Below are 13,858 nucleotides of genomic sequence, written 5' to 3'. Positions count from 1 at the left end.
CCGAAACGAAAGGAGCCACACATGCCCAACGTCGCTCAACTCCGCCGCCCCCGCGCCGTGCGATCAGAACCGCTGTTCCTGTTCGACGTTCGCCGCCCGGTGGAAGCCGCCAACGCCGACATGATCGCCAAGGTCATCACCCACGCCGACGTCGCCGTGCGCCAGGCCGGCGGCCGCCTGAAGCTGCGGGTCTCCGAGGAAATGGTGGAACGCCTCCAGATCCAGGGCCGCCTGGCCTCCGGCGACCACCGCCTGGCCGACCTCACCGTGGTCTGGGACGAGGCCCAGGGCGAGGTGGTCAGCGTCCGCGACGACGCCCGCCTGCGCGACGCCAACGCCCGCTTCGCCGAATGGGACTCCCTCTGGGACGAAGCCAGCTACGAGTTTGCGGACGAACGGCGGTCCGTGGCGGCTTAGGCTTCAACCTCCGGAATCGAGGCGCTCTGCGCGCTTTCACCAGGCTCTTGGCCGACCACCGTAGTTGCGAGTAATTCTTAAGAGCAGTAACTAGGGTGCTCCTCAAGGAGTCGCGCCCATGCCCTGCGAAACCACCCCCGCCCACCTCCGCGACCTGAGCCAGGGCGAGCACATGCTGGTCTGGGGGGTGCGGGCCATGGCCTTCGAGGTCGGCGCCTGTCCGCTGGTGCGGCGTCAGTTCGAGCGGGCCTGCGGGGTGGTGGGGTTCGAGGCCCTGAACGCGCTGGAGGTGTTCGTCCGCGAGCTGGCCCGGCGCGGCCGGCGCAAGGTCACCCTCAGCGTCCCGGGCTCCTATCGGCTGAGCCGCGACGAGCAGCTGATCGTGGCGATCTTCGCGGCCGCCCAGATGGAGGACTATCCCCGGATGGAGGCCCACCTGGCCTGGCTGCTGGCCGACGCCTGCCAGCCGCCCTTCCCCGCCGCCGCCTGCCTGGTGGCCCAGGCCTTCGCCATGAACGGCCTGATCCTGCGCGTGCCCGACATGGCCCCGCCGCCGGTGGCGATGGAGGCCTATGAGGCCGACGACGTGGTGGTGCCGTTCCGCCGGGCGATCTGAAGTCTTTCCTCCCCTGCGCAGCGGGGGAGGGGGACCATGCGCAGCATGGTGGAGGGGGCGGCCTCAAGCTCAGCGCCCGGTCTCGCCCCTTCCACCACCCTTCGGGCGGTCCCCCTTCCCCGTAAACGGGGCAGGAAAATAGGATCAGGTCCCGGGCTGGATGTAGGGGACCTTGGCGAACAGCCGTCGTTCCGCGCCGCGCGGGTCGTTCACCAGCCGGGTGTCAGCGTCGAAGACCATGGTGGCCCGCCGGGTCAGGTCGTAGGGCGTCCAGGCCGGGATCGCCGGGTGGTTCGGGTTCCCGGTCTTCGCCAGCGCGATGAAGGCCTCGCTCATCCTGTCGGCCACCGATTGCGCGGACGGCGACGGCGCCACCGGCGAGCCCCTGGCCGCCAGGTTGTCGAAGACCAGGGGGATGTCTGTGGTGTGCATGGCCCGCAGGCGGCCGCCCTCCACCGTGCTCGGCAGATCGAGCTGGTAGACGAAGGCCGGCGCCCCGGCCCGCGCCCGTTCCTCCGCCTCGATCACCGCCCCGCGCCAGGAGCGGCCCGCCGTGATGGCGGCGAAGAACACCTCGCTGGGGGAATAGTCCGGGTACAGTTTCCGGTACTCGGCCACCACGTGGTCAGGGTCGATATCCACCCGCATCTCCGGCGCGATGCGAGCCGCCACCTCGTCCCAGCCCATCTCGAAGGGGTCGGGCTTGCTCTTGGCCACGAAGGCGCGGGCCTCGTCATGGGTGTTGCCGATGATCATCGGAATCTTCAGCCCCTGGGGCGCGGCGTCGGGCCAGAAGGGGTGGCGGGTGAGGGACCGCTCGTCCAGCACCGGCCCGAAATAGAGCCCGCCCGGCGTGAAGGGATCACGCACGCTCAGCCCTTCCAGCAGCTTGCCCATCGGCAAGGTCGCGGCCTCGCCCGCCCGTTCGCGCGTCAGGCCGACGGCGTCCAGGAACAGGGTCATCCGCTCGGTGGCGTGCAGGGGCCCCGAGGCGGTCACCTGCTGGCCGCTCATGGTGGCGGCGGCGTGGAACAGGCCCGCGGCGGCCGGCATGGCCATCATGGTGGCGATCTTGGCCCCGCCGCCGGACTGGCCGAACACCATCACCCGGCCCGGATCGCCCCCGAAGGCGGCGGCGTTGTCGCGAACCCACCGCAGGGCCAGCAGGATGTCCAGCATCCCGGCGTTGCCGCTGTCGGCGAACCCCGCCAGCTTCGCCAGGAAGCCATAGCCGAAGACATTGAGCCGGTGATTGATGGTCACCACCACCACGTCGCCGCGCCGGCAGAGACGCACCCCGTCATAGAGCGGCGACGACCCCGATCCGTTCGAATAGGCGCCGCCGTGCAGATAGACCATCACCGGCCGTTTGCCCCCGAGGCCCGGCGTCCAGACATTCAGGAACAGGCAGTCCTCGCTCTGGCGCTCGTCGTCGCGCGACCCTTGCGGTGAACTCGGGCCATAGGCGGTGGCGTCCAGAACCTTCGTCCAGGGCGTCGGCGCCCGCGGCGGACGGAAGCGGCGCGGGCCCGTGTCGGCGCCGTAGCGGACGCCCTTGAAGACCTTGATCCCCTGGTCGACGTAGCCGCGCACCGGGCCATTGGTGGTCTTGGCGACAGGCGAGGCGCCGGCGGCGAACACTCCGGAAGGCGCCAACACCAGACCGCCGGCCGCGATCAGCGTGCGTCGAGACAGGTCTCGCAAGGCTTCATCCTCCCGCGTTTCCCGAGAGGATAAACCCCACCTGACACCGGTGTCTCGCGCCTCAGAGGCGGGCGGCGTGCCAAGCCACGTGCTCGGCGATGAAGCTGGCCATGAAGAAGTAGGAGTGGTCGTAGCCCGGCTGCATCCGCAGGGTCAGCTTCTGGCCTGCCACCTTGCAGGCGGCCTCCAGCAGCTCGGGCTTCAGCTGGCCCACCAGGAAGTCGTCCCCCGTCCCCTGGTCCACGAGGATGTCGTCGAACTTCGCCGCGCCCGCCTCGATCAGCACGCAGGCGTCGTGGGGCATCCAGGCGGTTTCGTGCGCGCCCAGATAGGCGGTGAAGGCCTTGCGGCCCCAGTCGCAGCGGCTCGGCGAACAGATCGGCGCAAAGGCCGAGACCGACTTGAACAGGTTCGAATGGCGCAGGGCCAGGGTCAGCGCCCCATGCCCGCCCATGGAATGGCCCGAAATCCCTACGCGGGCGAGGTCTACCGGGAACCCGTCGCCCACCACCGCCAGCAGGTCGCCGGTGATGTAACTCTCCATCTGGAAGTGCCTGGCCCACGGCTCCTGGGTGGCGTCCACATAGAACCCCGCCCCCTGGCCCAGGTCATAGGCCGGGTCGTCGGCCACCCCCTCGCCCCGCGGGCTAGTGTCGGGCGCCACGATGGCCAGGCCGGCCGCCGCCGCCGCGCCATAGGCGCCGGCCTTGGTGGTGAAGTTGTCCTCGGTGCAGGTCAGGCCCGACAGCCAGACCAGCAGCGGGAACGGCCCCGCCCCGCCGGGCACAAAGATCGAGAAGGTCATTGGCGTGCCGGTGGCCTCGCTGGCGTGCCGGCAATAGCTCAGCGTCCCGCCGTGGACCCTGTGCGACTTGACGATCTCCACCCTAGAACACCACCACCGAACGGATGCTCTCGCCGGAATGCATCAGGTCGAAAGCCTTGTTGATGTCCTCCAGCGGCATGACGTGGGTGATCATCGGATCGATCTCGATCTTGCCGTCCATGTACCAGTCGACGATCTTCGGCACGTCGGTGCGGCCGCGCGCGCCGCCGAAGGCGGTGCCCTTCCAGACCCGGCCGGTGACCAGCTGGAACGGCCGGGTGGAGATCTCCTTGCCGGCCTCGGCCACCCCGATGATGATGCTCTCGCCCCAGCCGCGATGGCAGGCCTCCAGGGCCTGGCGCATCACCGTGGTGTTGCCGGTGCAGTCGAAGGTGTAGTCGGCCCCGCCGTCGGTCAGGGCCACCAGGTGGGCGACGATGTCGCCGTCGATGTCCTTCGGATTGACGAAGTGGGTCATGCCGAACTTGCGGCCCCAGGCCTCCCGGTCGGGATTGATGTCGACCCCGATGATCATGCCGGCGCCCACCATCCGGGCCCCCTGCAGAACGTTCAGGCCGATGCCGCCCAGGCCGAACACCACCACATTGGCGCCCGGCTCCACGCCCGCCGTATTGACCACCGCGCCGACGCCGGTCGTCACCCCGCAGCCGATGTAGCAGGCCTTGTCGAAGGGGGCGTCGTCGCGGATCTTGGCCACCGCGATCTCGGGCAGGACGATGTGGTTGGCGAAGGTCGAGCAGCCCATGTAGTGGGCGATCGCCTGGCCCTTGTAGGAGAACCGGCTGGTGCCGTCCGGCATCAGGCCCTTGCCCTGGGTGCTGCGGATCGCCGTGCAGAGGTTGGTCTTGCGCGACAGGCAGCTTTTGCACTGGCGGCATTCCGGCGTGTAGAGCGGGATGACGTGGTCGCCGGGCTTCACGCTGGTCACGCCGGGACCGACCTCCAGCACCACGCCCGCCCCCTCATGGCCCAGGATCGAGGGGAAGATGCCCTCCGAATCCAGCCCGTCCAGGGTGTAGGCGTCGGTGTGGCAGATGCCCGTGGCCTTGATCTCCACCAGCACCTCGAAGGCCTTGGGACCCTCCAGGTCCACCTCGACGATCTCGAGCGGCTGCTTGGCTTGGAACGCGACGGCGGCGCGGGTCTTCATGGGGGATTCTCCAGGGCTTGGGCGGACCATGTCGGGCGCTCGGCGCGGAGGCAAGGCGCCCGGGTCGGTTAGCGGAGGTTCACTTGGTGCGAGCCCCTCAAATCTTTGGAAGCATCAAAATCCCTGCGGGGTAGTCGCCCGCGAGGAGCGGCTCCAGATAGGCCGCCAGTTCGAAAGGGTAGACGGCATCGTTCGACATGCGGAGTTCCTCGACGGACCACCAGCGCGTCTCAAGGATTTCTCGCCGCTCGTGGTCGGTCCAGCCGCTTCGGTCGATGGCTTCGGTTGCTGCAAAGGCGAGGATGAAATGCTCCTTGAAGACGACCTTCCAATCACCGCTGCGATGACTGTCTTCGCCGTACCAGACGACCGGCCCAAGCCGGACCTCGGCCATCCCCGTCTCTTCCGCGATTTCTCTCACGGCTGCTTGTTCGATCGTCTCGCCGTCCTCGCGACCGCCACCCGCGAGCGTCCAGCATGGTCTCGGCTGGCCGGATGGCCCCACGTTCCGGTACTTGATCAACAGGACCCGAGCACTCGGCGACAGCAGAACGACCCTAACTCGAGTTGGGCTGGTCATGTCCTCGTACCGCTGCTGGCGCCAAACCGACTTCTGACGCAGCCTCGTCTCAAATCAATGCCGCTTGATGAAGTGCGCTTCCGTACAGGGCGATCAGTCCCATGTGTCGCTACCGAGCCTAGACCTCGCTAGTGTCAACCTTGGGGTCGCGCGCGTCAGGCGGCCGACAACGGCAGCCGCACCCGCGCCACAAGCCCCATCGCCGTGGACACCAGCACCACGTCCCCGCCGTGCGCCCGGGCGATGGACCGCGCCACGGCCAGGCCCAGGCCCACCCCGCCGCCGTCCAGGGTCCGCGCGGCCTCTGCGCGGTAGAAGGGCAGGAACACCCGCTCCAACTCGCTCTGCGCCAGGCCCGGTCCGTCGTCGGCGATCTCCACCACCGCGTGCCCGTCCTCTTGGAACACCCGCACCCGGCCGCGCGCGCCGTACTTCACCGCATTGTCCAGCAGGTTGCCGAACAGCCGCTGCAGGCCCAGCGTATCAGCCTCCACCGTCACCGGGGCGCTGTCCTCCACCACGGTCAGATCCTGGCCCCCGGCGTCGTCCACCAGGCACTCCAGCAGCGACAGCAGGTCCAGCCGCTCGCGGGGCCTCGCGGCGCTGGCGTCACGGATGAAGGCCAGGACCGAGGAGATCATCGCCTCCATCTGGGCGACGTCGGCCAGGACCGCGTCCTTCACCGGCCCCGGCGCCCCCTCCAGCTTGAAGCGGATTCGGGCCAGCGGCGTGCGCAGGTCATGGGAGATGGCGCCCACCATGGCGGTGCGGTCGTCGATGAACCGCTTCAGGCGGACCTGCATGTCGTTGAAGGCGCGCGCCGCGGCGCCCACCTCGGCAGGCCCCGACAACGCCATCAGCGGCCCGCTGGGGTCGCGGCCCAGGGTCTCGGCGGCGCGGGCGAACTGCTCCAGCGGCGCGGTGATCCGGCGGGCAAAGAAATAGCCCAGCGGCGCCACCAGCAGCAGGCAGCCCCCGAGCCAAAGCAAGACCCGGCGCTGCCAGTCGTTGGGAATGGGTTCCGGCAGCGGACGCACCACTAGCCACCGGCCGTCGGATTGGCGCACCGCGGCGCTGAACTCCCCCAACAGCGGCGGCCCCATATCGTGGAAGGTCATGATCTGGGCCGGCTGGCCCGGCCCCGCCGCGAAGAAGACGTCACGCCGGGTGCCGGACGGCGGGGGCGGCCCTTCGCCCGGCGGCGGCCGCCCGCCCGGGCCCTCGAGGACCTGGCGGCGCATGTTCATGTGAGGCCCCACAATCCCCAGGCTGCGGTGCAGGCGGCTCGGGAAGTCCAGATGCTGCGCCAGCCGCACATCGGCCTCCCGCACCCCCAGCAGGGCGGCGAGCAGCGAGGCGCCGTGTTCGCGGGGGAAGGGCTGGCTGGCGGGCTCGGGCGGCGGCGCGGCCTGGACCTGGCGCAACAGGGGCCGCCCGAAGCGCGGGGTCAGCGAGCCGCCCTTCAGGGCCTGGGCCACGTCCTCGATCCGGTAGACCGCCCGCGGCGGCGGCGGCATCAGCACCACGACGGCGAAGGTCATCACCTGGGCGGCGATCAGGCTGACCACCAGCAGGGCCACCAGCTGCAGGGCGATGGGCGCGCGGGTGCGCCCCCCCCCGCTCACGAGCGGGTCACCTTGGCGTCGAACAGGTAGCCGGCGCCGCGATAGGTCTTGATCACTTCATCGGGGGCGCAGTCGTGCAGCTTGCGGCGCAGGCGGCTGATCTGCACGTCGATGGCGCGGTCGAACACATCGGCCTCGCCGCCGCGGGCTCGCTCGATCAGCTCGTCCCGCGAGAGAATCCGCTGCGGATGGTCGAGGAAGACGCTGAGCAGGGAGAACTCACCGGCGGTCAGCAGAATGCTCACCCCGTTGGGCGCGCGCAGCTGGCGGCGCACCTGGTCCAGGGTGAAACCCAGGAAATGGCAGGCCTTGCCCTTCACCGGACCCGGCGTGCGGACCTCCTCGCGGCGGCGCAGCACCGCGCGCACCCTGGCCAGCAGTTCGCGAGGACTGCAGGGCTTGGCCAGATAGTCGTCGGCCCCCAGCTCCAGGCCCAGGATGCGGTCGATCTCCTCGCCCATGGCCGACAGCATGATGATGGCCGGACCGCCACCGTCGGCGATCCGCCGGCAGATGGAGAGACCGTCTTCGCCCGGCAGCATCAGATCGAGAACGATCAGGTCGATGGAGGCGACGGCCAGCGCCCGCTCCATGGCGGTGGCGTCGCCGGCCTGGATGACCTCGTAGCCATGCTGGGAGAGATAGTCGGCGATCGCGCCCCGCAGCGCCACGTCGTCGTCGACGACCAGGATCTGCGGGGCGGCAAAGGCGTTGGCGGCGGGTGTCATGCAAGCGTCAGTGCAGGCCAAAAGTGGCGGCTCTATCGCACGCCCGCCACAATTCGTCGCCCCGCCGCGTCCGTCAGTCGTGGGGCGGACCGCCGGAGCCGCCGTGCATCATCATGACCTGCCGGCCCATCATCGGCCCCGGCCCGTGCATCATGGCGCCGGCGCCATGCATCCGGTGCAGGGCGTCGAAGACGGCCTGTTGGTCGGGAGACAGGGCGGCGTAGAAGGCCCGCGTGGCGGCCTCCATCTTGTCGTGCCCGGCCTGACGCTCAGCCGCCTTCTTGTCCATCTCGTCCAGCCGCTGCGGCGTGGTCATGCCGGGCTTGGGCGCGGCCATTGCCATCGGCATGGCCTGGGGATGCATGGCGTCCCGGAAGGCGCGCCAGGCGGTTTCCTGGTCGGGACGCAGGCGCAGGATGGTGTGCATGTCCTTGTCCATCTGGGCCATGTGCTCGGCCATCTTGGCCTTCATGGCGCCGGGATCGCCCATGCCATGCATGGCGTGCATCCCACCCATTGGCCCCATGCCGGGCGGAGGGCCGGGCGGCTGGGCGGCGGCGGGACCGGCGAGTACGAACAGGCCGATAGCGGCGGCGGCTGCGGATCTGATCATCGAATTCCTCCTTGGAGACCTGCATCCAAGCTCGCACGGCCGGGGCGCGCCTTGATGTCAGTCACAAACTCGGGATTGAAACAGAGCTGAAACGGAGGAGAGGGCCTAGCCGCCGCCCGGGTCCCCGTGTTTGGTTGCGCCGACAACCCCTTTCGGGAGAGCCCCATGGCCGACGATGACCTGACCGTGACCATGAACACCGACACGCATCGCTTCGAGGTCAAGCTCGGCGCGGAGACAGCCTTCGCCGAATACCAGCTGGCGGGCGACACCATCACCTTCCCGCACACCGTCGTGCCCGAAGCCTTCGGCGGCAAGGGGGTCGGCGGCAAGCTGGTCCAGGCGGGCCTGGCCTATGCCCGCGAGAACAAGCTCTGGGTGAAGCCCACCTGCGCCTTCTTCCACGCCTACATCGCCAAGCGGCCGGAGCTGCACGACCTGGTGCATCCTGACATGCGCGAGGGGCTCAGCGTTCCTTAAGCGGTCAGCCCCTGCATCTGGGCGGCCAGCGCCCGGACCCGTTCCGGACCGCCCAGCAGCTGGCGGTTCAGACCCACCCGCTTGAACCAGAAGTGCAGGCCCAGCAGGTCGGTGATGCCCATGCCGCCGTGCACCTCGGTCGCCGTGCGGGCGATGAAGCGGGAGACCTCCGACAGGTGGGCCTTGGCGTGGGCGGCCACCAGCGAGGCCTCCTCCGGCGCGGCGTCGAAGGCGTAGCCGGCGTACCAGACCAGCGACCGGCAGGGCTCCAGCTCGGCGGCCATCTCGGCGCAGAGGTGCTTGACCGCCTGGAACGAGCCGATCACCCGGCCGAACTGCTTGCGCTCCTTGGCGTAGGCGACCGCCTTCTCGATCATCAGGTCGCAGGCGCCCAGGGTGTCGGCGGCCAACAGCACCCAACCGGCGTCGCGCAGCCGGGCCAGCACGCCCTGGCCGCCCTGGCCGCCCGTGAGCGGCTCGGCGGCGACCTGGTCGAAGGTCAGCTCGGCCATCCGGCGGGTCAGGTCGATGCCGGTCATGATCTCGCGGGTCAGGCCCGCCGCGCCGCCCTCGACGATATGCAGGGCGCCACTGGTGTCAGCGACAATCAGCAGCTCCGCGCCCAATCCGCCGGGCACGAACAACGCCTTGCCCGACAGCTTGCCGCCGGACGCCGTGACCCCCGCGCCATCCCTTGCCCCGGCCACGGCCTCGGAGATGGCCACCGCCGCCGTCACCTCGCCCGAGGCCAGCCTTGGCAGCCACCGGCTCTGCTGCTCGCTCGACCCCGCCAGCCGCAGGGCCAGCGGCGCCAGCACCGCGCCGAGGAAGGAAACCGGCGTCACCGCCCGTCCCAGCGCCTCGGACATCAGGGCGGCGTCCAGCAATGTCAGGCCCAGGCCGCCATACTCCTCGGCGATCACGATGCCCGGCAGGCCGAAATCGGTGAGCGCGGCCCAGACATCGGCGCCCCGGTCGCCGGGATCGCCCGCGAACCTGCGTATCCGGTCCAGGGAGGCCGCCTCGGCCAGGGTGCGGCTGAGGCTTTCCTGCATCATCCGCTGGTCTTCGGTGAGGGAGAAATCCATCAGACCACCGCCAGCTTGGGTTCGCGCGGCAGGCCCAGCCCCCGCTCAGAGATGATGTTCTTCTGGATCTGGGCGGTGCCCCCGCCGATGATCAGCCCCAGGTCGAACATGTAGTTCCGCTGCCAGCTCCCCTTGGCGCGCAGATGCGGCCCATCCTCATAGAGCACCCCCAGCTCGCCCAGCGCATCGATGGCCAGCGCGGCGATCTGGTGGTTCAGCTCGCAGCCCTGCAGCTTGACCACCATGCCGGCCATCCCAGCCGCCTCTCCGTTCAGCGAGGCCGTCAGAGTCCTTAACCCATTGAATTTCATGGTCATGAGCCGCGCCTGAAGCTGCATCAGCCGGTCGGCCATCACCGGATTGTCGATCAGCCGCTGGCCGTCCACCGTCTCGCTCTTCATCAGGTCGATCAGGGCGGCGAACCGCGCCTCGGTGGCGTTGGGGTCCCCCAGCATGCCACGCTCATGCTTCAGGGTCGCATTGGCCACGAACCAACCCCGCCCGCGACCGCCCACCACCGCGCTCTGAGGAACCCGGACATCGGTGAAGAACACCTCGTTGAACTCCGCCGACCCCGTCATGGTCTTCAACGGCCGCACCTCGATCCCCGGCGTGGTCATGGGGAACAGGATGTAGGAAATGCCGTCATGCTTGGGCGCCTGCAGCTCGGTCCGCACCAGGCAGAAGATCATGTCGGCCTGAGCCGCGGTGCTCGTCCAGATTTTTTGGCCCGAGATCAGGAAGTCCTCGCCATCCTCAACGCCCTTGGTCTGCAGGTTGGCGAGGTCCGAGCCCGCGCCCGGTTCGGAGTATCCCTGGCACCAGACCACCTCGCCCCGCAGGGTGGGCGCGATCCAGCGGGTTTTCTGCTCTTCTGAGCCCACCTCCAGCAGGGTCGGGACCAACATGGAGATGCCCTGGTTGGCGAAGCCGCGGGGCGCGCCGGCGGCGGTGAACGCCTCGGCGATGATCCGGGACTTCAGAATGTCGGGTTCCGCGCCATAACCACCATAGGCCTTCGGGATGGTGCGGGCCGCATAGCCGTTGTCGATCAGCAGGGCCTGCCATTCCATGGCCGCTTCCCGGGGGCGCTCAACGCCGGCGCCTGGCGCATACCGATCCTTGTGCTGGTCAAGGAAGTCGCGCACCTCGTCGCGGAACGCCTCCATTTCGGGCGTAAGCCTCAGGTCCATGGCGTCCTCCTCCGGCGGCTTCTTGTCTCCGGACAGGCGAGCACCGTCCGAGCCTGTTCGCAAGTCTGACCTCGCGGAACCCCGACTTCGCAAGACTTAGCCCGATCACGCGCGCCAGATTGTCGCGGCCACTATCAAGTCGCGGCTTTTATTGGGGAACCGCCCCTACGGCCAAGGCGGGCCAAGATTCTGGTAACCATTTCTTCAAGCCAAACACCGTACCCAATTGAGACGTCTGATCGAACTCGCCTTGGCGCGCCCGCTGTCGCCCCAGAAATCGATGCAGACGAGTAGATAACGAGGGGGCTTACGATGATCATTCAAAGTACATCAAAGTATTCCTCGCTCTGCGACAGCATCACGGCGTCGCCCACGAGTCTCCCCCGATTCGAAGAGTCGCGTTCGCCGAGTCTCCGACTCAACCCCGAACCGAGGCCCGTCGCGGCTGCTCAGAACGCCGGGCGCCAGCATGGCTGACACCAAGGCTATCGCCCTCGATCACCGCCTCGACTTCATCGGCCTGGACGCTAAGGCCCGCGCGGCCCTGGTGGACGCCAAGCCCGTCGTCGAGCGTGCGCTGCCGATGGCCATCGCCGCCTTCTACGAACAGCTCGGCCGCCACGACGAGACCCGCAGCGTGTTCGGAGGCCCCGAACACATGGCCAAGGCCCAGCAGCGGCAGATCGGCCGCTGGGGTGGCGTGCTCTCCGCCCAATATGACGAGGCCTATCTGAGGGACGTCCGCGCCATCGGCGAGGCTCACGTCAATATCGGCTTCCGGCCCGAATGGGCCATCGGCGGCTATGCCCGCATCCTGGAGGAACTGGTGCGCGCCATCCTGGCGGCGCACTGGCCCAAGGGCTTCGGTGGCCAGTCCGGCCAGCGCGACAAGGCCGGCGACGCCATCGGCGCGGTGATCAAGGCCGCCCTGCTGGACATGGACCTGCTGCTGTCGGTGCAGAACGAAATCGTCGAGCACCAGCACCTGGAGGCCGCCGGCCTGCGGGGTGAGATGGACATCGACCAGCGCAAGGCCATTCACGGCCTGGCCGGCGCCCTGCAGGCGCTCAGCGAGGGCGACCTGCGCCACCGCATGGGGCAGAACTTCGCCGGCGAGTACGCCAAGCTCGGCGCCGACTTCAACAAAGCCATCAGCCACCTGGAAGAGGTGATGGGGGCGATCGCCGGCAACGTCTCCGGCATTCATGCCGGGGCCGATGAGATCAGCACCGCCGCCGACGATCTCTCGCGCCGCACCGAACAGCAGGCCGCGACCCTGGAAGAAACCGCGGCGGCCCTGGACGAGATCACCGTCACCGTCCGCAAGACCGCAACCGGCGCCAAGGCTTGCGCCGAGGTGGTGCTGTCCGCCCGCGGCGACGCCCAGACCAGCGGCGACGTCGTGCAACAGGCCGTCGCGGCGATGAGCCAGATCGAGAGCTCCGCCCAGCAGATCAGCCAGATCATCGGCGTCATCGACGAGATCGCCTTCCAGACCAACCTGCTGGCCCTGAACGCCGGCGTTGAAGCCGCTCGTGCGGGCGAGGCCGGCCGCGGCTTCGCCGTCGTCGCGTCGGAGGTCCGGGCGCTCGCCCAGCGCTCGGCGGAAGCGGCCAAGGAGATCAAGGCGCTGATCAGCGCGTCCACCGCCCAGGTCAGCTCGGGCGTGCAGCTTGTGGGCCAGACCGGCGAGGCCCTGCAGCGCATCGTCAGTCGTGTCGCCGAGATTGACGGCCTGGTGAGCGAGATCGCCGCCAGCGCCCAGGAGCAGTCCGTCGGCCTCGCCCAGGTCAACACCGCGGTCAACCAGATGGACCAGGTGACCCAGCAGAACGCGGCCATGGTGGAGCAGTCCACCGCCGCCAGCCACAACCTGGCCCAGGAAGCTCAAGGCCTCGCGGGGTCCGTCGCCCTGTTCCAGATCGGCGCGCAGCTCGCGCCGCCGCCTGCCGTCGCTCGCAACGCCACCACCGCCACACCCGCCCGCCGTCCGCCGCCCGCCGCCTTCGCCGCCCGACACGGCGCGCCACAGGTCCGCACCTCGGCCCGCGACGGCGCCGCGCTCCGCAAACCTGCGCCGCAGTCCGGCGCCGATGAATGGGAAGAATTCTGATGTCCACGGATACCGCAACGACCGCGGACCGGGCGACGGTCAGCCTGGCGCCGGTCCTCGACCTGCAGGCGGCCGAGCCGCTGCGGGCCGAACTGATGGCCCTGCGCGGCCGTCCGCTGGACCTCGATGCGTCGCAGGTCACGCGCATGGGTGGCCTCTGCCTGCAGGTTTTGATGTCTGCGCGTAAAATCTGGTCCGAGGACGGCGTCTGCTTAACGGTGGATCAACCGTCTTTGGCGTTTTCAGAGCAATTGGCTGCGTTCGGTGGACCCGAGCTTCAATCCGAGCCGGAAGGGGAACTTTCGTGAGCAAGACTGTACTGACCATCGACGATAGCCGCACCATGCGGGAGATGCTGAACCACGCACTGGTCGAGGCGGGCTACCGCGTCATCCAGGCCGTGGACGGCGTGGACGGCCTGGAAGTCCTCCAAGCCAATGCGGGCCAGGTGGACGTGGTGATCACCGACATCAACATGCCCCGCCTCGACGGCTTCGGGGTGATCGAGGGCGTCCGCGCCAATCCCGAGCACCGCGCCACGCCGATCCTGGTGCTGACGACGGAAAGCGATGCGGCCAAGAAGGAGCGGGCCCGTTCGGCCGGCGCCACCGGCTGGATCGTGAAGCCCTTCAACCCGGTGAAGCTGGTCGACGCCGTTCGCCGCGTCGCCGCCTGACCCTCTAGAAGCCGTTTCGGAGCGTTCC

At 69.0% G+C, this 13,858-nt stretch carries 15 protein-coding genes; 6 read left to right on the top strand and 9 right to left on the bottom strand.

Annotated features, from left to right (window positions below; translation table 11 throughout):
• The first annotated feature begins 21 nt into the window (after window positions 1–21).
• The gene (locus tag Q7J39_RS10345; RefSeq protein ID WP_304823926.1) at window positions 22–417 is read left to right on the top strand and encodes a hypothetical protein; all 396 of its coding nucleotides are present in this window, start codon (window positions 22–24) and stop codon (window positions 415–417) included.
• A gap of 118 nt (window positions 418–535) precedes the next feature.
• Window positions 536–1,033, top strand: a complete 498-nt coding sequence (locus Q7J39_RS10340) for a hypothetical protein (protein ID WP_304823923.1) — start codon at window positions 536–538, stop codon at window positions 1,031–1,033.
• Window positions 1,034–1,177: 144 nt separating this feature from the next.
• Here the strand turns inward: Q7J39_RS10340 and Q7J39_RS10335 are convergent, their stop codons facing one another.
• From Q7J39_RS10335 to Q7J39_RS10305, 7 genes are all read right to left on the bottom strand, one after another.
• Complete coding sequence (locus Q7J39_RS10335; RefSeq protein WP_370690041.1) at window positions 1,178–2,737, bottom strand: carboxylesterase/lipase family protein; 1,560 nt, start codon at window positions 2,735–2,737, stop codon at window positions 1,178–1,180.
• Window positions 2,738–2,798: 61 nt separating this feature from the next.
• Complete coding sequence (gene fghA / locus Q7J39_RS10330) at window positions 2,799–3,623, bottom strand: S-formylglutathione hydrolase (RefSeq protein WP_304823920.1); 825 nt, start codon at window positions 3,621–3,623, stop codon at window positions 2,799–2,801.
• A gap of 1 nt (window position 3,624) precedes the next feature.
• A complete protein-coding gene (locus Q7J39_RS10325) occupies window positions 3,625–4,734 on the bottom strand; it encodes an S-(hydroxymethyl)glutathione dehydrogenase/class III alcohol dehydrogenase (RefSeq protein WP_304823917.1) in 1,110 nt (369 codons plus the stop codon).
• A gap of 97 nt (window positions 4,735–4,831) precedes the next feature.
• Window positions 4,832–5,314, bottom strand: coding sequence for an NUDIX hydrolase (locus Q7J39_RS10320; RefSeq protein WP_304823914.1), 483 nt, complete (start codon window positions 5,312–5,314; stop codon window positions 4,832–4,834).
• 155 nt (window positions 5,315–5,469) lie between these two features.
• On the bottom strand, window positions 5,470–6,939 hold the full coding sequence (locus Q7J39_RS10315) for an ATP-binding protein (protein ID WP_304823911.1): 1,470 nt from the start codon (window positions 6,937–6,939) through the stop codon (window positions 5,470–5,472).
• Complete coding sequence (locus Q7J39_RS10310) at window positions 6,936–7,667, bottom strand: response regulator (protein WP_304823907.1); 732 nt, start codon at window positions 7,665–7,667, stop codon at window positions 6,936–6,938. Before Q7J39_RS10310 ends, Q7J39_RS10315 begins: the two co-directional genes overlap by 4 nt.
• 73 nt (window positions 7,668–7,740) lie before the next feature.
• Entirely contained in the window at window positions 7,741–8,280 is a 540-nt protein-coding gene (locus Q7J39_RS10305; RefSeq protein ID WP_304823904.1) for a Spy/CpxP family protein refolding chaperone, read from the bottom strand.
• Window positions 8,281–8,445: 165 nt separating this feature from the next.
• Between Q7J39_RS10305 and Q7J39_RS10300 the strand changes: the two genes are divergently transcribed.
• Window positions 8,446–8,760 carry a GNAT family N-acetyltransferase gene (locus tag Q7J39_RS10300; protein WP_304823901.1) on the top strand — a complete coding sequence of 105 codons (315 nt, stop codon included), beginning with the start codon at window positions 8,446–8,448 and terminating at the stop codon, window positions 8,758–8,760.
• Here the strand turns inward: Q7J39_RS10300 and Q7J39_RS10295 are convergent.
• The gene (locus tag Q7J39_RS10295; RefSeq protein WP_304823897.1) at window positions 8,757–9,848 is read right to left on the bottom strand and encodes an acyl-CoA dehydrogenase family protein; all 1,092 of its coding nucleotides are present in this window, start codon (window positions 9,846–9,848) and stop codon (window positions 8,757–8,759) included. The genes Q7J39_RS10300 and Q7J39_RS10295 overlap by 4 nt on opposite strands.
• On the bottom strand, window positions 9,848–11,041 hold the full coding sequence (locus Q7J39_RS10290; protein ID WP_304823894.1) for an acyl-CoA dehydrogenase family protein: 1,194 nt from the start codon (window positions 11,039–11,041) through the stop codon (window positions 9,848–9,850). The genes Q7J39_RS10295 and Q7J39_RS10290 overlap by 1 nt, the downstream gene beginning before the upstream one ends.
• A 469-nt stretch (window positions 11,042–11,510) precedes the next feature.
• Between Q7J39_RS10290 and Q7J39_RS10285 the strand changes: the two genes are divergently transcribed.
• The 3 genes from Q7J39_RS10285 to Q7J39_RS10275 are packed head-to-tail and all read left to right on the top strand — an operon-like array spanning window position 11,511 to window position 13,830.
• The gene (locus tag Q7J39_RS10285; protein WP_304823890.1) at window positions 11,511–13,154 is read left to right on the top strand and encodes a methyl-accepting chemotaxis protein; all 1,644 of its coding nucleotides are present in this window, start codon (window positions 11,511–11,513) and stop codon (window positions 13,152–13,154) included.
• A complete protein-coding gene (locus tag Q7J39_RS10280) occupies window positions 13,154–13,462 on the top strand; it encodes an STAS domain-containing protein (RefSeq protein WP_293496928.1) in 309 nt (102 codons plus the stop codon). Before Q7J39_RS10285 ends, Q7J39_RS10280 begins: the two co-directional genes overlap by 1 nt.
• Complete coding sequence (locus Q7J39_RS10275) at window positions 13,459–13,830, top strand: response regulator (RefSeq protein WP_304823886.1); 372 nt, start codon at window positions 13,459–13,461, stop codon at window positions 13,828–13,830. Before Q7J39_RS10280 ends, Q7J39_RS10275 begins: the two co-directional genes overlap by 4 nt.
• Window positions 13,831–13,858 lie beyond the last annotated feature (28 nt).

The organism is Phenylobacterium sp. (assembly GCF_030651185.1).
Taxonomy (GTDB): domain Bacteria; phylum Pseudomonadota; class Alphaproteobacteria; order Caulobacterales; family Caulobacteraceae; genus Phenylobacterium.
Note: the sequence above shows the minus strand (reverse complement) of the source record. Positions and strands in the feature narration are given on the sequence as shown.